Raw genomic sequence first — 16593 nt, 5'->3', positions numbered from 1 at the left:
TTGTTCAGTGCAATTCGCGCCCGGGGGCGTCCAGCAGCCCGGCGGGGTGCGCGAACACCCCGGCCGGCAGCTGTTTTTCCAGGGCCCTGGCGGCCCGCAGGACCAGCGCATCACGGCCGAAGCGGGCGACGATCTGCAGGCCTATGGGCAGGCCGGCGGCGCTCAGGCCGCAGGGCATGCTCAGCGCCGGCTGGCGGCTGAAATTGAAGGGGAAGGTGGTCGGCTGCCACATGGCGCTGAGGTGTTCCGGCCAGTCCGGCGGCATCTGGCGTTCCACGGCGAACGGCTCGACCACCGCGGTGGGGGTCAGCAGCAGGTCGTATTCCCCGAGAAAATCGTGCAGTTGCCGGGCCACCTGATGCCGTTCCTGCACCGCGCAGGCGTAGTCCAGGGCGTTGAGCTGGCGCGCCCGCACCTGGCACTGCTGGAGAAAGTCGCCCAGCAAGTGCTGGCGCTCGGCAGGAATCTCCTGGGCCACGGCGCTGGCCACTTCCACCGGCCAGGCCCGCAGGTAGTTCGGCGCCGGGTTGCCGATGTCCGGCGAGGCCTGGACCAGGGTCGCGCCGGCCTGTTGCAACAGCTGGGCGGCGTTCAGGCAGGCCGCGGCGATCTGCGGGTCGACATGGGCGGCGTAGCCCAGGTCGGCGCTGAAGGCGATGCGCAGGCCGCGGACACCGTCCTCGATGGCGCCGAGAAAATCCGTCGGGCCATGGGGCCAGGCAAAGGGTTCGCCGGGTTCATGCGCGCTCATCAGCTCCATCAGCAAGGCGATGTCGCGCACGTGGCGGGCGATCGGTCCTTCGGCCGCCATGCCGCCGGGATCGATGCTCGGGCAGGCCGATACCAGCCCGTGGCTGGGCTTGAAACCTATGACCCCGCAGAAGCTCGACGGGGTACGGATCGATCCGGCGGCGTCGTTGCCGGTGGCCGCCGGGGCATAACCGGCGGCCACCCCCGCGGTGCTGCCGCCACTGCTGCCACCGGCATGCAGGGCCAGGTTCCACGGGTTGCGGGTGACCCCGGTCAGGGGACTGTCGGTCAGCGGCGTGCTGCCCAGCTCGGGCAGGGTGGTCTTGGCGATGAAGATCGCCCCGGCCTCGCGCAGGCGCGCCACCAGGGATGAGTCCTGCTGCAGCGCCCCACGCTCGGCCAGGGCCCGGGAGCCGTTGCGGGTGCGCCAGCCGCGAATGTCGTGGTTGTCCTTGACCAGAATCGCAATGCCGTCCAACCGGCCCAGCGGTTGCCCGGCGGCCCAGCGCGCGGTGGACGCCTGGGCGGCCAGCAGCGCGGCCTGGTCCTGGCGTTCACACAGGGCGTTGAGCTGCGGCTCGTGGCGCTCGATCTGGGCCAGGACGGCCTGCAGCAGGTCCACCGGGGTGAACTGCAAGCGGGCAAAACCTTGCAGCAGCGCCTCGATCGACAGCTGATGCAGGGCCGCATGAGGGGACGTGGGCAACGACATATTCGACTCTTGTTTCAGGCACGCCGGGCGCGGGCTGCGCCACGGCATGGGCGGGCTGCGGGAGCGCCGTGGGCGGCGTCCCGGCAAGCCTTCGCGGTGAGTGACTCAGCGGCCACTGGTGACCTTGACCCAGGTCCGGGTGCGGGTGCGCTCGGCCTTGGCCGGCAGCGGTGCCAGGGGATACAGGCGGGTCATGGTCTCGGCGCTGGGGAACAGGTCCGGGTTGTCCAGCAGCGTCTGCTGGATGAACGGCTTGGAATCGGTCACGCCGTTGGGGTAGCCGACATAGTTGCTGATGGAGGCGATGACTTTCGGTTCCATCAGGTAATTGAGGAAGGCGTGGGCGGTGTCCACGTGCTTGGCGCCGGCGGGAACGGCCACGGTGTCGATCCACACCAGGGTGCCTTCCTTGGGAATGCGCATTTCGATGTGCACGCCGTTCTTGGCTTCGTTGGCGCGGTTGGCCGCCTGCAGGAAGCCGCCGGAGTAGCCCACGGCCACGCAGATGTTGCCGTTGGCGATGTCGCCCATCCACTTGGCGCTGTGGAAGTAGCGCACGTAAGGACGCAGCTTGAGCAGCAGGGCCTCGGCCTTGCGGTAGTCCTCGGGGTTCTGGCTGTTGGGGTCCAGGCCCAGGTAGTGCAGGGCCAGGGGCAGCATTTCGGCCGGCGAATCGAGGAAGGTCACGCCGCACTGGCTGAGCTTCTTCAGGTTCTCTTCCTTGAACACCAGGTCCCAGCTGTTGACCGGCGCGTCGCTGCCCAGCAGTTCCTTAACCTTGTCGCGGTTGTAGCCGATCAGGTTGGTGCCCCACATGTAGGGGATCACGTAGCGGTTGCCCGGATCGCTCTGGGCCAGCAGCTTCATCACCGCCGGGTCGAGGTTCTTCCAGTTCGGCAGTTGCGCGCGGTCCAGGGGCTGGAAGGCCCCGGCGGCGATCTGCTTGCTGACGAAACCGCTGGAAGGCACCACCACGTCATAGCCGCTGTTGCCGGTCAGCAGCTTGGCTTCCAGCACTTCGTTGCTTTCGAAGATGTCGTACTTGACCTTGATCCCGCTCTGGGCCTGGAAATCCTTGATGGTGTTGGGAGCGATGTACTCCGACCAGTTGAAGATGTTCACCGTGCGCTCGGGGGCGGCGTGGGCGCTGAAGCTGGCGCTCAGGGCCAGGGCGCTCAGGGAGCAGCTCAGGGCCAGGCGGGTGAGGGCGGTATGCAGCGATTTCATGCGACAACTCCTTGTCTGAAATGAGCGGGGCCTTCCGGGGCAGTCATTCTTGGCCGGATAGGTCCCTGAGAGAATGTTGGCAACGGTCAATAGGGGATATTTAGCGTCAATCTTCCGCGCAGTCCGCGAGCGGGCCGAGCTGGCCGGACAACTGCCGGAAACGCCCGGGCGCAACGCCGCTCCAGCGCTGGAAGGCGTGGCGGAAACTCGCGGTTTCCTTGAAGCCCAGGGCTTCGGCGATGCGGTAGATGGGCAGGCTGTGCTGGCCCAGCAACTGTCGAGCCCGGGCATAGCGCAGCTCGTCCAGCAGTTGCTGGTAGCTGGTGTCCTGGGCCCGCAGGCGCCGGCGCAGGGTGCTCGGGGAGCAGTGCACCTGGCGCGCCAGGCTGTCGAAATCCGGCACCGCGTGCAGCTGTTCATTGAGGATGCGCCGCACCTGATCGATCCAGGTCGGCCGCGCGCTGAGTTCCTCGTTGAGGCGGATGCAGCGTTGCAGCATGTCGTTCTGGGTCACCAGGTCGGCCAGGGGCAGGCGCCGGTCCAGCCATTCCGGATCGAAGCCGATGGCATTGCGCCCGGCATTGAAGTGTACCGGGCAGTTGAAGGCCTGCTCGTAGCTGTCCAGGTAGGGCTGCGGCGGGTGCTTGAGGTGCACCGCGCGCAGCGGCAGCGTGCAGCCCAGCAGGTCCTGGCAGGTGACCCGGTAGGACGACATGCAGAAGTCGGTGTTGAACACCTCAAGCTCGCTTTCGCTGTACTGGTCGGCGGTGAGCCAGGCCAGGCCGTCGCGCAGCTCCAGGTCGAGGTGGAAGAAGGTGCCCAGCAGCAACGGGTAGCGCAGCGCCAGGGACCAGCCTTCGCGCAGGGTGGCGCTGGTCAGCAGGGTCAGGCCGAACATGCCGTAGGCGCTGATGTGCAGGTTGCGCCCGAGCACCAGCCCCAGGTCCTGGCGAAACTGCACGGCATTGCTGAACACGCGCATTTCCTGGCTGATGTTGATCAGGCTGTTGGGCAGCTCCAGGTCCGCCAGCTGGATGCCGCTGCCCTCCAGCAGCACTTCGGCGGGTACATCGCTGTCACGAAAGGCATCCAGCACCGCTTGAGTGGTATGCAGGGTAGTCAGGCGAAGAGCGGCCATCGGCGATCTCAAGGTGATATCGGGAGGCGTGACTTTAGGGGTTACGCGTCTGCGGTTCAATTGCCCCCTGCAAGGGCACATGGCGTTCGCCAGAGGCGAACGCGGGTATCAAAAATTCGAAATTCTCTATACGCCGCGCCTTGGGCACTCTTCCTGCCATCACAACAATAAAAGGGTGACGTCCATGTTCAAGCTCTCTCGAGCGCTGTTCTGCGCTGCTGCATTGTTCACTGCTGGGCTGGCCCAGGCCGCCGACGCCACGAATAACCCGATTGTCATCAAGTTCGCCCACGTGGTGGCCGAGAACACCCCCAAGGGCCAGGGCGCGCTGCTGTTCAAGAAACTCGCCGAGCAGCGCCTGCCGGGGCGGGTCAAGGTCGAGGTCTACCCCAACTCGTCGCTGTTCGGCGATGGCAAGGAAATGGAGGCGCTGCTGCTGGGGGACGTGCAGATGCTGGCGCCGTCCCTGGCCAAGTTCGAGCAGTACACCAAGCAGATCCAGATCTATGACCTGCCGTTCCTGTTCGACGACCTGGCCGCGGTGGACCGCTTCCAGGCCGCCGAGGGCAAGCAGCTGCTGACCGCGATGCAGGGCAAGGGCATCCTCGGCCTGGCCTACTGGCACAACGGCCTGAAGCAGTTGTCGGCCAACAAGCCCCTGCACGAACCCAAGGATGCCCGTGGCCTGAAGTTCCGCGTGCAGGCCTCCAGCGTGCTCGAAGAGCAGTTCAAGGCGCTGCGCGCCAACCCGCGCAAGATGAGTTTCGCCGAGGTCTACCAGGGCCTGCAGACCGGCACCGTCAACGGCACCGAGAACACCTGGTCGAACTATGAAAGCCAGAAGGTCAACGAGGTGCAGAAGTACTTCACCGAGTCCAACCACGGCCTGATCGACTACATGGTGATCACCAACGCAAGCTTCTGGAACGGCCTGCCGGCGGACGTGCGCGGCGAGCTGGAAACCATCATGGGCGAGGTCTCGCTGGAGGTGAACAAACAGGCCGAGGCCCTGAACCAGAGCGCCAGGCAGAAGATCGTCGAGGCCAAGACCAGCGAAATCATCCAACTGACCCCCGCGCAGCGCCAGGCCTGGCGCGACAGCATGCGCCCGGTGTGGAGCCGGTTCGAGGCGCAGGTCGGCGCCGAGCTGATCCAGGCCGCCGACGCCGCCAACCAGCGTCACTGATGGCCCTCTGGCCGTCCCGCTGCGGACGGCCCCGCTCGTTTTGCGAGGTATCTCTATGCAGTCCCTGAGACGTATCTGGGAGCACCTGGAGGAGGGCCTGATTGCCCTGCTGCTGGCGACCATGACCCTGGTGACCTTTGTCTACGTGATGCTCAACAACATCTACACGCTGTTCTTTGCCCTGGCCGACCGCTGGGCCGCCAGCAGTGCTTTCTTCAATGCGCTGGGCGATGCCTGCATGGGCCTGGCCCAGGACATGACCTGGAGCGTGGCCCTGACCAAGGCGCTGTTCGGCTGGCTGATCTTCTTCGGCATGTCCTATGGCGTGCGCACCGCCGGGCACCTGGGGGTGGACGCTCTGGTGCGCCTGACCCCGCGCCCGGTGCAGCGCTACCTGGCGCTGCTGGCCTGCCTGTGCTGCCTGCTGTATGCCGGGCTGTTCATGGTGGCCAGCTTCAAATGGCTGAGCGCGATCATGGCTGCCCATATCGACGCCGAAGACCTCGACCGTTTCGGCATCCGGGTCAGCCACATCGTGGTGATCGTGCCCATCGGCTTCGCCCTGGTGCTGCTGCGTTACCTGGAAATCTTCTACCGCCTGTTCACCCGCCGGCAGGTCGGCCTGGGCCTGGCCGACGAAGCGGGCGAGGCCAGCAAACTGGCGGGCAACCATAAGGAGCGTGACTGATGGCCGTGCTCTGTCTGTTTGCCTTGTTGTTGGTCTTCATGTTCCTCGGCGTGCCGATTGCCATTGCCCTGGGACTGTCGGGGGCGCTGTCGATCCTGATGTTCAGCCAGGACTCCCTCAGCTCCCTGGCGATCAAGCTGTTCGAAACCTCCGACGCCTACACCTTCCTGGCGATTCCGTTCTTCCTCTTGTCCGGGGCCTTCATGACCACCGGCGGCGTGGCTCAGCGCCTGATCGACTTCGCCAACGCCTGCGTCGGCCACATCCGTGGCGGCCTGGCGATTGCCGCGGTGCTGGCCTGCATGCTGTTCGCGGCGCTCTCCGGTTCCTCGCCGGCGACGGTGGCGGCGGTGGGCTCGATTGCCGTGGCGGGCATGGTGCGCTCCGGCTATCCCAAGGAATTCGGCGCCGGGATCATCTGCAACGCCGGGACCCTGGGCATCCTGATTCCGCCGTCGATCGTCATGGTGGTGTACTCGGCGGCCACCGAGACTTCGGTGGGCAAGCTGTTCATGGCCGGCGTGGTGCCCGGGTTGCTGCTGGGCCTGCTGCTGATGGTGGCGATCTACATCGTGGCCCGGGTGAAAAAACTGCCGGCCCAGCCACGGGCGACCTTTGGCCAGTGGCTGAGCTGCGCGCGCCGGGCGTTCTGGGGCCTGCTGTTGCTGGTGATCATCCTTGGTGGCATCTACAGCGGCATGTTCACGCCCACTGAAGCGGCGGCGGTGGCGGCGGTGTACTCGGCCTTCGTCGCCCTGTTCGTGTACCGCGACATGAAGTTGCGCGACTGCCCCAAGGTGCTGCTGGAGTCGGGGCGGCTGTCGATCATGCTGATGTTCATCATCGCCAACGCCATGCTCTTCGCCCATGTGCTGACCACCGAACAGATCCCCCAGGAAATCACCGCCTGGGTGATTTCCGAAGGCCTGACGCCGATCGGTTTCCTGCTGATGGTCAACGTGGTGCTGCTGGTGGCGGGCAGCTTCATGGAGCCCTCGGCGATCGTGCTGATCCTGGCGCCGATCTTCTTCCCGATTGCCATGAAGCTGGGGATCGACCCGATTCACCTGGGCATCGTCATGGTGGTCAACATGGAGATCGGCCTGGTGCATCCGCCGGTGGGCCTGAACCTGTTCGTGACCTCGGCGGTGACCGGCCTGACCCTGGGCCAGACCATCCGCGCGGCGATGCCGTGGCTGATGATCCTGCTGCTGTTCCTGATCCTGGTGACTTACGTGCCGCTGATCTCCCTGGCCTTGCCCAACTGGCTGGGCATGTAAACGAGACGCTGGTTGCACTGGCTGCACGGCTGCACTGGCTGCTACTGGTTACGCTGGCTGTCTGTAGCCGCTGCCGCAGGCTGCGAACGACTGCGAAGCAGGCGCCGCTCTTGAGGTCCCTGAAGCCCCTTCGGGGCTTTTCGCAGCCTGCGGCAGCGGCTACAGGGTTAGGGTTGGCGGGGCGGTACTCGCCACAGGTACCAGGCGGCGGTGGTGCGCCAGGGGCTCCAGGCCTGGCCGATTTGGCGCAGCTGGCGGGGGCTGGGCGGTTGTTCCAGGCCCTTGAGGCGGCGGTAGCCTTCGCGCACGCCAAAGTCGTCCACCGGCAAGATGTCCTCGCGCTCAAGGCTGTAGATCAACAGCATCTCCACGGTCCAGCGGCCAATCCCAGGCAGCTGGGTCAGGCGCTCTATCAGCTGTTCGTCATCCAGGCCGCGGGCGCTGGCGGCATCGGGGACGCGGCCGTCCAGGGTGGCCTGGGCGATGCCCTGCAGGGTCGCCACCTTGCGCGCGGAAAAGCCGCAGCCGCGCAGGCTCTCCAGGCTGGCAGCGGCCAGTTGCCGGGGCGTGGGGAAGGCCTGCCCGGGAAACAACGCGCGCAGGCGGCCGAGTATCGCGTCGCCGGCGCGGGCATGCAGTTGCTGGTAGGCCACCGCGCGCACCAGCGCCTGATAAGGCTCGCGCTCCGGGCGGGGCTGGTGCAGGCAGGGGCCGACGGCGGCGATCAGCGCGGCCCAGTCGGCATCCAGTGCGGCAAGAAAACGAGTGGTGGGGCAGGTGGGCATTGGCGATCCGGAACACGTGGCGGGGCGAGCGGCAGATTAGCCCGCCGCCCCAAGGCTTGCACTCCGTGTCTTGCGCTGGAACTCGGCGCCCGGGCCTTGCACCCGGGCGCGGGGCTTTCAGTCCTTGGCCGCCGGCAGGTAGAGCCGCTGCAGCACGTAGTTCAAGGAGGCCGCCAGGGTTTGCCCATGGTTGAGTGCTTCAAAACTGTGGTAGTCCAGGGCCAGCCCCTGCACCTGGGCCAGTTGCGCCTGCAACTGGCGGGCGCGCTGGTCGGCACCGGGCCCTGCTGGCTGGCGCGGGTTGCCCGGCTCTGCGCCGCCGCGCATCAGCAGCAATTGCGCACGATGGCCCCGCAGGCGCTCGGTCAGGCCCTGGGCCTGGGGCAGGATCAGGCCGTCGCCCCACCACAGCGAAGGGCTCGCGGCGGCGTAGTGACGAAACGCCTGGGGCTGGCTGAACAGCGCCTGCAGCACCAGCAGGCCGCCATAGGAGTGGCCCCACAGGGTCTGTTGCGCGCTATCGATCGGTGCCTGGGCCGCCACGGCCGGGCGCATGCGCTCGCGCAGCAGTTGCAGGAAGGCTTGCGCGCCGCCGCTGGGTTGTCCGGTCAGCGGGTCTTGCTGCAGCGCCTGGCCCGGTTGCTGCGGGGTGTAGTCATAGGTGCGGGCATTGCGTTCGATACGCAGCGGGGTCTGGTAACCCACCGCCACCAGCAGCGGCGCCTGGCCCTGGTCCAGGCGCTTGAGCTGCTCGGGGTCCAGCGCGCCGAGGGCGGCGTTGCCATCGAGCATCCACAGCACCGGGTAGCCCTGTGGCGGCGGCGCCTGCAACGGCTTGCCGATCCACAGTTGGTAGTGGCGCTGGCCGTCGGCGGAGTCCAGTTGCAGGCTAGTGAAGCGGTAGGGCAGGTCCTGGCGTTGCAGCAGGCTGCGGTCCATGGGCTGGTCCGGGGCGGGGGCGGCCAGGGCCGCTCCAGCGAGGCCCCAGGCCAGGGCCAGGGGCAGAAAAAAGCGTCTCATCAGGCGTTCTCGGCGGGGTCTTGGTGATGGCTCTGGGTGATGGCTCAGAACGAAGCGGTCAGGCTGGTGTACAGGGTGCGCCCGGGTTCGTTGTAGGTGGCGGCGCCGGCCCCGGCAATGTTGTTCACGCCCTGGGCATTGCCTTCACGGAACAGGCGTTTGTCGAACAGGTTGTCGACCCCGGCGGTCAGGCTCAGGTGGCGGGTCAGGGCGTAGGTGCCGCTGACCCCGGCAATCGCGTAAGGCGCCAGTTGCTGGGTGGCGCTGCCGGTGACGCGGTCGCCGTGGTAGTCGTACTTCTTCGGCGTCTGCTGGCCGTACCAGGCCACGCTCGCTTGCAGCGACAGGTCCTGGGTGGCCTGCCAGTCGAGCATCGAGTTGAGGGTGTAGCGCGGGGTCACCGAGAGGTAGTCGCCGGTTTGCTTGTTCTTCGATTGCAGCATGTAGGTGAAGTTGTTGTTCCAGGTCAGCTGGCTGGCCAAGGGGATGGTCAGGGTGCCTTCCAGGCCTTCCACCAGGGCCTTGGGCACGTTTTCCCACTGGTAGATCGCCGCGTTGCGGTAGGCGCCGCTGCCGCCGCTGGCTCGGCTCACTGGCGCCAGGCCGGATTCCACCTTGTTCTTGTAGTCGTTGCGGAAGTAGGTCAGGCCGGCCACCCAGCCGTCGGCCTTGTATTCCAGGCCCAGTTCCTTATTGACGCTGGTTTCTGCCTTGAGCTTGTCGTTGCCTTGCAGGTAGCAGCTGGTGCTCTGGCCGTAGCAGCCCTGGCCGCGGCTGTAGAGCAGGTAGTCGGCGTTGAGCTGGTACAGGTTCGGCGCCTTGTAGGCGCGGGCGATGCCGGCCTTGAGGGTCAGGGTGTCGCTCAGGGCATGGGACAGGTTGAGCGACGGGCTCCAGTTGTCGCCGACGATGCTGTGATGGTCGAAACGCAGACCCGGGGTGAGCATGGTGCCCGGCCGCAGTTCGATGTTGTCCTCGGCGAACAGCGAGAAGATCTGCGCGCTGGACTGGGTGCTACGGTTGCTTGAGCTCAGGCCGCTGACGGCGCCGCCTTCGCTGGTGCTCTGGGTGTTGGCGCTGGGGTCGTCGAGTTTCTGCTGCGACCATTCGCTGCCCAGGGTCAGGGTCTGCTCGAAACCGGCATGCAGCGGCAGGTTGACCTCGCCATGGGCGGTCAGGTCCCGCAGCACCGCGGTGTAGAACTCGCTGTTGCTGAAGATGCCTTCGGTGCCGCCGGCCAGGCCTTCGTTGATTCGCGTGTTGCGGGTCTTTTCGTATTGCAGGTAGGCCATGGAACTGCCGAAGTCCCATTCGCCACGATGGGTCACTGAATAGGTCTGGCGGTAGCTGCGGTTGGTCTCGTGGCCCAGCAGGTTTTTCACCGTGCTGTTGCTGTTGGTGTTCTGGGTATCGCCGGTGTAGAGGTTGCCCTGGCGGCTGAAGCCGGCTTCGAAGTCCAGGCTCTGGTCCGGGGTCAGGTTCCAGCTCAACAGGCCATTGAGGTCCTTGTTGCGTACCCCTTCGCGGCCGGCGGGCAGGGTGCCGACCTGGTTGCCGGTGCGCAGGGATTCATGGCCGGCGTTGATGTCGGCGTCGTCGGCATCGGTCTTGGCCACATTGCCGTAGACCCGGTAGCTCAAGCTGTCGGTCAGCGGGCCGCTGAGGCCGAAGCTGGCGCGCTGGGTGGCGCCTTCGTCCTTGTGGCTCGGGAACGAGCTGTAGAGCGTGGCATTGCCGTGGGTCTGGCTGCCGGCCTGCTTGGTGATGATGTTGATCACCCCACCCGCGGCGCCGTTGCCGTAGCGGGCCGCCGCCGGGCCGCGGATCACTTCGATGCGTTCGACCTGATCGGCCGGCACCCAGTTAGTGTCGCCGCGACTGTCACGCTCGCCGCGCCAGCCGTAGCGCACCGAGTTGCGGCTGCCCACCGGCTTGCCGTCCACCAGGATCAGGGTGTTTTCCGGGCCCATGCCACGGATGTCGATCTGCCGGTTGTTGCCGCGCTGGCCACTGGTGGAGTTACCGGTGAGGTTGACCCCGGGCATGGTGCGGATGATCTGCGACAGGTCGTTGGCCGGCGGGCGCTTCTGGATGTCCTCGGCGGTGATCACCGAGACCCCCGGTGCCTGCTTGGTTTCTTCCTTGGCGGTGGCGATGACGTTCTGCGGTTCCAGCTCCAGGACCGGCGGGGTCGAGCCTGCATTGGCGGCCTGCACCGCGTGGCTGAGCAGGCAGCAGCCGGACAGCAGGAAGGGGGCGAAAGGACGCAGCGAGCGCATGGACATCGGTGATCTCCGGACAGGGGCAGAAACAGAAGATCACGAATGATAATGACTGCTATTTGCGAGTAAAGCGCATTAACTTTCTAAACACTTCCAGGCCGAGGGTCTAGGCGGCGGGCAGCAGCAGGTGCAGGCACAAACCGGGTTTGCCATTGCTGGCCCAGATCCGCCCTTGGTGCAGCTCCACCGCGCGCCGGGCAATGGCCAGGCCCAGGCCGAAACCTTCGCCCTGGGCCGAGTCCAGGCGCTGGTAGGGCTGGAAGATGCGTTGCAGGTCCTGCTCGGCCACGCCCGGGCCCTGGTCTTCCAGGCACAGGTGCCAACAGGCGCCTTCGCGCCAGCCGCGCAGGCTCACCCGGCCGTTTTCCGGGGAATGGCGGATGGCATTGCGCAGCAGGTTTTCCAGGGCCTGGGCGATGCTGTCCAGGTGCACCTGTACCCGGCAATCGGCATCCAGCAGGCAGGGCAGGCGTTCGGCCGGCCAGCCGCTTTCGAAGCAGGCGTCCTCGCGCAGGGCTTCCCAGATCGACAGCACCTGCACCGCTTCGGTGGGCAGTTGCGGGCGCTCGGTGTCGAGCCAGGCCAGGTCCAGGGTGTCCTCCAGCAGGCGCTGCATGTCGGCGATTTCCCGGTCCAGGCGCTGGCGCAACTGTTCTGGCGGCAAAGGGCTGTCGTGGGCGATGCGCAACCGCGCCAGGGGCGTGCGCAGCTCATGGGACAAGGTGCGCAGCAACAGACGCTGCTGGGCCAGGCTCTGGCGCAGGCGCTCGGCCATGTGCTCGAAGGCCAGGGCCAGTTCCCCCAGCTCGTCGTGGCGGTTCACCAGGGGCGTGCCCAGGCCTTGGCTGTCCAGGTCGTCGGCGCGCAAGGCATCGGCGCGGTCGCGCAGGCGGTTCAGCGGCAGCACCAGGTGGCGATAGAGCAGCAGGCCGAGCAGGGCGGCCAGCAGGGTCGGCACCACGCCATGGCTGAAGAGGTGGGTCCAGGGCGTCAGGCCACCGGGCAGCAGGCGCTCGGGCAGTTGCAGCACCAGCCGGCCTTGCTCCGGGTGCTCGGGGAATTCGATGCTGACGTAGGGCAACTGGTCCTGCAGGCGCCGGCTCATGGGCCAGTCGAGCTTGCGCATGAAGGTCAGGTGGCTGGCGTCGTCGGCGCTCAGCGGGGTGCTGCCCAGGCGTTGCAGGCGCTCGCCAAGCACCGCGACCCACGTGTGCTCCTCGGCCGCCAGGCGTTTTTCAAAGGCATCCACCGCCGCCGCGCCGCCCTGTTGCCAGGCGGCCTCGGCCTGCTGCGCATAGCGGGCCAGGTACTGGCGGTCGGCGGGGTCGAGAAAATAGGTGCTGCGCTCGGCCGACAGGCCCCAGGTCCAGATGATCCAGGTCAGCAGCAGGCAGAAACCGATCTGCAGCCCGGCCAGTTTCCACAGCAGGGGATGACGGCGCATCAGTGACGTTGCGCCTCCACCAGGATGTAGCCGGCGCCGCGCACCGCCTGGATCTGCAGGTGTTGCACCCCGAGCTCCGCGAGCTTGCGCCGCAGGTTGCACACGTGCACATCCAGGCCGCGATCCAGGCGCGTGTAGATGCGGTGCAGTACGTGCTGATAGAGAAAGGGCTTGCTCAGGGTTTCCCCGGGGTGCTCGCGCAGGGTCACCAGCAGCCGGTATTCGGAACCGGTGAGGCCGGCGGCGCGGCCCTGGAGCAGCACGTCCTGGGCCTGCTCGTCGAAGCTCAGCAGCCGGTCCTGGCGCGTGGCCGGCGGTGGTTGCACCCGGGCCATGCGCCGCAGCAGGGCGTCGGCGCGGGCGTCCAGCTCGGCCAGGCTGAAGGGCTTGGGCAGGTAGTCGTCGGCGCCCCGGGTAAAGCCGGTAATCCGGTCCTGCTCGGCGCCCAGGGCCGACATCAGCATCACCGGCGTGCCTTGTTCCTGGCGCAGGGTTTCCAGCAGGGCCAGACCGTCCAGGCCCGGCAGCATGATGTCCAGCAGCACCAGGTCGAAGTGCCCGGCACGCACCGCGGCCAGTCCCTGGCGGCCGTCGGTGCAACTGGTGACGGTAAAGCCGCGCTGGCGGAAATGCAGGTCCAGGTCGTCGCGCAGTCGGGCGTCGTCTTCCACGAGGAGCAGGTTGGGGGTCATGGGGGAGAGCACTTGAATAGAGGGGTATTTAATGAGAATGCTTTGCGTTTGCGGATATTGCAGCAATGGCCCTGGTGATGCAATTGCCACGACCGGTGGGCGCGATTGCGGCGCCAATCAACTAAAAGTTGAATATTCAACACTGTGTTGATATTTTTCCTGGCCAATTTTCTTGGTGACTGCCCATGAACCCGCCTTGCGATGCCTTGCTTGCCGAGCGCCAACTGGTGCTGCAGGTGCTCTCCAGCACCTTGCAGATGCTTGCCAGCGTGGTTGGCCAGCATGTGGAAATCGTCCTGCATGACCTGGACCGCCCGGAGTCATCGATCGTCGCCATCGCCAACGGCCATGTCACCGGGCGCCAGGTGGGCGATCCGGTGCTCGGCGGGCCGCGCCAGGACCTGGGATTCGCCGCGGTGCTGCGGGCCCTGCAGGACCGCTCCGCCAGTACCCCGCTGGTGCTGGAGAACTACCCGACCCTGGCCCCCGACGGCCGCGAGTTGCGCAGTTCCACGGTGATCTTTCGCGACCGCAGCGGGCAGCCTTTCGCCAGCCTGTGCAGCAACAGCGACCTGAGCGGCATCGCCGCGGCCCACGCTTGCCTCGGGCAATTGCTGGGCCTGGGCAGCGCGCCCGCGCCGCACCGCGACGAAAGCCGCGACATGGAACAGTTGCTGGCGCAGATCATCCAGGGCGCCTGCCCGGCCAGCGCGACGCGCATGAGCAAGCAGCACAAGCTCGACGCCGTGCGCCAGATGCAGGAACGCGGGGTGTTCATCGTCAAGGGCGGGATCGAAAAGGCCGCCGCGGCCCTGGGGGTGACCCGCTACACCATCTACAACTACCTGGAACAGATCCGCGCCCAAGGCGCCGAGGAATGACCGCGATGCAGCTCGATATCTATCAAGTGGATGCCTTTACCTCTCACGTCTTCGGTGGCAACCCGGCGGCGGTGTGCCCGCTGGAGGCCTGGTTGCCCGATGAGCTCCTGCAACGCATCGCCCTGGAGAACAACCTGTCGGAAACCGCCTATTTCGTGCCCCGGGGCGAGGTCTTCGAACTGCGCTGGTTCACCCCCACGGTGGAAGTCGACCTGTGCGGGCACGCCACCCTGGCGGTGGCCTGGGTGCTGTTCGAGCAGTTGGGCGAGCGCCGCGACGTGCTGCGCTTTGCCACCCGCAGCGGCGAGTTGCGGGTGAGCCGCGAGGGCGGCCTGCTGTCCATGGATTTTCCCGCCAAGCAACCCGAGGCCGTGGCGATTGCTCCGGCCCTGCTGCAAGCCCTGGGCTTGCCGGCGGCTGAGGCCCTGTACCGCACCGACGACTACCTGCTGGTGGTGGACGACGAATCCCTGGTGGAAGCGCTCAAGCCCGATTTCGCCGCCCTGGCCGCCTTCGATGTGCGCGGCATCGCGGTGACGGCGCCGTCCCGGGAATTCGATTTCGTCTCGCGCTGGTTTGGCCCGCGGGTCGGGGTCAATGAAGACCCGGTCACCGGTTCCGCCCATACCTCGCTGGCGCCTTACTGGGCGGCGCGCCTGGGCAAGCGCCAGCTGCGGGCGCAGCAGGGCGGGGCGCGCAAGGGCCAGTTGCAGTGTCAGGTGCTGGACAACGGCCGGGTGATCATCAGCGGTCACGGCGCCCTGTACCTCAAGGGCTGCATTTTTCTCTGAACCGGCTGCGGCGCCGCACTGCCATGCAGGCCTGGCGCCTTGAGGCGGATTTGTCTCGGCAGTGCCGGCGCAGGTAGAGTCGCGGTTTTTTCGCCTGCTCAGGATGTTCCAGACCATGCAATGGACGCGCACCTTGCCCCGCCTTTCCACCTCACCGCTGCTGGCCGTGTTCTTTGGCCTGTGGGCCGGCACTGCCCAGGCGGCCAGCCTCAGCGAGAGCCTGCTGGACTGCCAGCCGGGCTTTTTCAAGGCCCTGTATCAGCAGCGCGGCGAACTCGGGCAGGTGGTGAAGCTGGCCGAGAATCAGCGCCAGGGCATCGCCTGGGTACCGGTGGCCGACCGCCTGAACAACTACTCCGCATCCCAGGCGTTTTCCCGCCCGCTGACCGATCACGGCCTGCGCTTGACCGGCTATTACGACCGCCAGTTCGACCTGGGCGAGCAGGGCAGCTTCCATTTCTGGGGCTTCGAAGTCGACGCCAGCCGCGCCGCAGTGATGGCCGCGCTGCCCCAGGCCGGCTGGCAGGAGGCCGGTGAATACTTCATTTCCCGGCCGCAGATCAAACTCAACGCCGCGGCACCCTGGCAGGACAATCCGGCCGCTGCGTCGGGCATCGCCCCGGCGCCGGGTTCCGCGGAAAAGATCCTCATGCTCAGCGAAGAAGACGGCAAGACCCGTCTGCTCTGCTCGCTGCAGGGCACTATCGATCAGGCATTGTTCGACCAGGAGCGGCCGGACCTGGCCCAGGGAGCGGGCCGATGAACAAGCTGTTGAGCCTGAGCGCGGCGCTGGTGCTCGCCGGTTGCGCGCATTCGGGCAGCCAGGCCCCGGCGCCGCAGCGTCCGGAGGGCCTGTTCAAGGTGCTGGAAAGCCCGGAGCTGGCCACCTACTTTGCCGCCAACTCACTGGCCCTCTACCAGAACAACCCGCACCTGCGGCAGTTCTATCTGGTCAACAACTACGCCAAGCCCACCGAGCTGGGCGGTGGCAAGCCGCCGATCCGCAGCTCGCGGGCGACCCGGGTGATCAACTGCGAGAAGGATGAGTCGGCGCAGTTCGGCCGGGTGTACTTCTCCGAGCCGTTCGCCCAGGGCGTGGAAGTCACGCGCAAGGACGATCAGGCGCAATGGGCCGCGTTTCCCCGCCAGTCGTTGCTCGGCGAGTTGCGCAACATGGCCTGCGCCATCGACCCGACGCGGCTCAAGCTGGCCCCGGCCAAGGCGCCGTGAGCCAGGTGCTTCAGCCCGGCCAGGCCATGATCAGTTCGGCTTCTCCGGTATGGGGGTCGGTGCCGTTGCCGATCACCTGGAACCCCTGCTGGCGGTAAAAACCGATGCTCGGCAGGTTGGCGGCATACACCGCCAGCTCCAGGCGCGAGCGGCGCTGGCGGGCATCGGCCAGCAGCTGTTTGCCCAAGCCCAGGCCCTGGTGCTGGACTGCGACGAAAATCGCCGCCAGCTGATCCTCATGCAGGCAGTAGAAGCCCAGGAGCTGGCCGTCGCGTTCGGCCACCCGGGTCTGGGCATGGGGAATGTAGAGGTTGCGCATGTCCTCGACCTTGGAGCGCCAGAAGTCGGGGTCGATAAAGTGGTGGGCCTGGATCGAAACGTCCAGCCAGAGCGCCAGCAAGGCTTGCAGATCGCTGTTTTGAAAGTCCCTGATCAGCATGGTTGGGGGCCTGTCTGTTTGAAATGTGCGCCGCACGCTACCCAGCTG

The 16593-nt window shown here is 66.6% G+C and carries 16 protein-coding genes; 7 read left to right on the top strand and 9 right to left on the bottom strand.

Features of this window, described 5'->3' with window-relative positions:
- Window positions 1-4 precede the first annotated feature (4 nt).
- From GGI48_RS01515 to GGI48_RS01505, 3 genes are all read right to left on the bottom strand, one after another.
- A complete protein-coding gene (locus GGI48_RS01515; protein ID WP_179596533.1) occupies window positions 5-1462 on the bottom strand; it encodes an amidase in 1458 nt (485 codons plus the stop codon).
- Between the two features lie 105 nt (window positions 1463-1567).
- Window positions 1568-2689, bottom strand: coding sequence for a polyamine ABC transporter substrate-binding protein (locus GGI48_RS01510; RefSeq protein WP_179596531.1), 1122 nt, complete (start codon window positions 2687-2689; stop codon window positions 1568-1570).
- 106 nt (window positions 2690-2795) lie between these two features.
- Window positions 2796-3827, bottom strand: coding sequence for an AraC family transcriptional regulator (locus tag GGI48_RS01505; RefSeq protein ID WP_047304014.1), 1032 nt, complete (start codon window positions 3825-3827; stop codon window positions 2796-2798).
- Between the two features lie 184 nt (window positions 3828-4011).
- Between GGI48_RS01505 and GGI48_RS01500 the strand changes: the two genes are divergently transcribed.
- The 3 genes from GGI48_RS01500 to dctM are packed head-to-tail and all read left to right on the top strand — an operon-like array spanning window position 4012 to window position 6981.
- Window positions 4012-5013: a TRAP transporter substrate-binding protein gene (locus GGI48_RS01500; RefSeq protein ID WP_179596529.1), complete on the top strand. Its 1002-nt coding sequence runs from the start codon at window positions 4012-4014 to the stop codon at window positions 5011-5013.
- A gap of 55 nt (window positions 5014-5068) precedes the next feature.
- Complete coding sequence (locus GGI48_RS01495; RefSeq protein ID WP_179596527.1) at window positions 5069-5701, top strand: TRAP transporter small permease; 633 nt, start codon at window positions 5069-5071, stop codon at window positions 5699-5701.
- Window positions 5701-6981, top strand: a complete 1281-nt coding sequence (dctM, locus tag GGI48_RS01490; protein ID WP_179596525.1) for a C4-dicarboxylate TRAP transporter large permease protein DctM — start codon at window positions 5701-5703, stop codon at window positions 6979-6981. The genes GGI48_RS01495 and dctM overlap by 1 nt, the downstream gene beginning before the upstream one ends.
- A gap of 167 nt (window positions 6982-7148) precedes the next feature.
- On the opposite strand, the gene GGI48_RS01485 is transcribed toward dctM, so the two are convergent.
- From GGI48_RS01485 to GGI48_RS01465, 5 genes are all read right to left on the bottom strand, one after another.
- Window positions 7149-7766 carry a DNA-3-methyladenine glycosylase family protein gene (locus GGI48_RS01485; protein ID WP_179596523.1) on the bottom strand — a complete coding sequence of 206 codons (618 nt, stop codon included), beginning with the start codon at window positions 7764-7766 and terminating at the stop codon, window positions 7149-7151.
- A gap of 117 nt (window positions 7767-7883) precedes the next feature.
- Window positions 7884-8786, bottom strand: a complete 903-nt coding sequence (locus GGI48_RS01480) for an alpha/beta hydrolase (protein WP_179596521.1) — start codon at window positions 8784-8786, stop codon at window positions 7884-7886.
- Window positions 8787-8830: 44 nt separating this feature from the next.
- Window positions 8831-11071 (bottom strand): TonB-dependent siderophore receptor, encoded by a 2241-nt coding sequence (locus GGI48_RS01475; protein ID WP_179596519.1) that lies wholly within the window; start codon window positions 11069-11071, stop codon window positions 8831-8833.
- Between the two features lie 103 nt (window positions 11072-11174).
- Window positions 11175-12512, bottom strand: coding sequence for a sensor histidine kinase (locus GGI48_RS01470; protein WP_179596517.1), 1338 nt, complete (start codon window positions 12510-12512; stop codon window positions 11175-11177).
- A complete protein-coding gene (locus GGI48_RS01465; RefSeq protein ID WP_179596515.1) occupies window positions 12512-13204 on the bottom strand; it encodes a response regulator transcription factor in 693 nt (230 codons plus the stop codon). The genes GGI48_RS01470 and GGI48_RS01465 overlap by 1 nt, the downstream gene beginning before the upstream one ends.
- Window positions 13205-13389: 185 nt before the next feature.
- Here GGI48_RS01465 and GGI48_RS01460 point away from each other — a divergent pair, with 185 nt between their 5' ends.
- The 4 genes from GGI48_RS01460 (at window position 13390) to GGI48_RS01445 (ending at window position 16106) form a co-directional block, all read left to right on the top strand.
- Entirely contained in the window at window positions 13390-14085 is a 696-nt protein-coding gene (locus GGI48_RS01460) for a transcriptional regulator (protein ID WP_179596513.1), read from the top strand.
- A gap of 5 nt (window positions 14086-14090) precedes the next feature.
- The gene (locus GGI48_RS01455; RefSeq protein ID WP_179601872.1) at window positions 14091-14876 is read left to right on the top strand and encodes a PhzF family phenazine biosynthesis protein; all 786 of its coding nucleotides are present in this window, start codon (window positions 14091-14093) and stop codon (window positions 14874-14876) included.
- Between the two features lie 115 nt (window positions 14877-14991).
- The gene (locus GGI48_RS01450) at window positions 14992-15639 is read left to right on the top strand and encodes a hypothetical protein (protein WP_179596511.1); all 648 of its coding nucleotides are present in this window, start codon (window positions 14992-14994) and stop codon (window positions 15637-15639) included.
- A complete protein-coding gene (locus tag GGI48_RS01445) occupies window positions 15636-16106 on the top strand; it encodes a surface-adhesin E family protein (RefSeq protein ID WP_179596509.1) in 471 nt (156 codons plus the stop codon). Before GGI48_RS01450 ends, GGI48_RS01445 begins: the two co-directional genes overlap by 4 nt.
- Window positions 16107-16116: 10 nt before the next feature.
- Here GGI48_RS01445 and GGI48_RS01440 read toward each other — a convergent pair whose 3' ends face one another.
- Entirely contained in the window at window positions 16117-16545 is a 429-nt protein-coding gene (locus GGI48_RS01440; RefSeq protein WP_179596507.1) for an N-acetyltransferase, read from the bottom strand.
- Window positions 16546-16593 lie beyond the last annotated feature (48 nt).

The sequence above is a fragment of the Pseudomonas protegens genome (assembly GCF_013407925.2).
Lineage (GTDB): Bacteria > Pseudomonadota > Gammaproteobacteria > Pseudomonadales > Pseudomonadaceae > Aquipseudomonas > Aquipseudomonas fluorescens_AP.
Note: the sequence above shows the minus strand (reverse complement) of the source record. Positions and strands in the feature narration are given on the sequence as shown.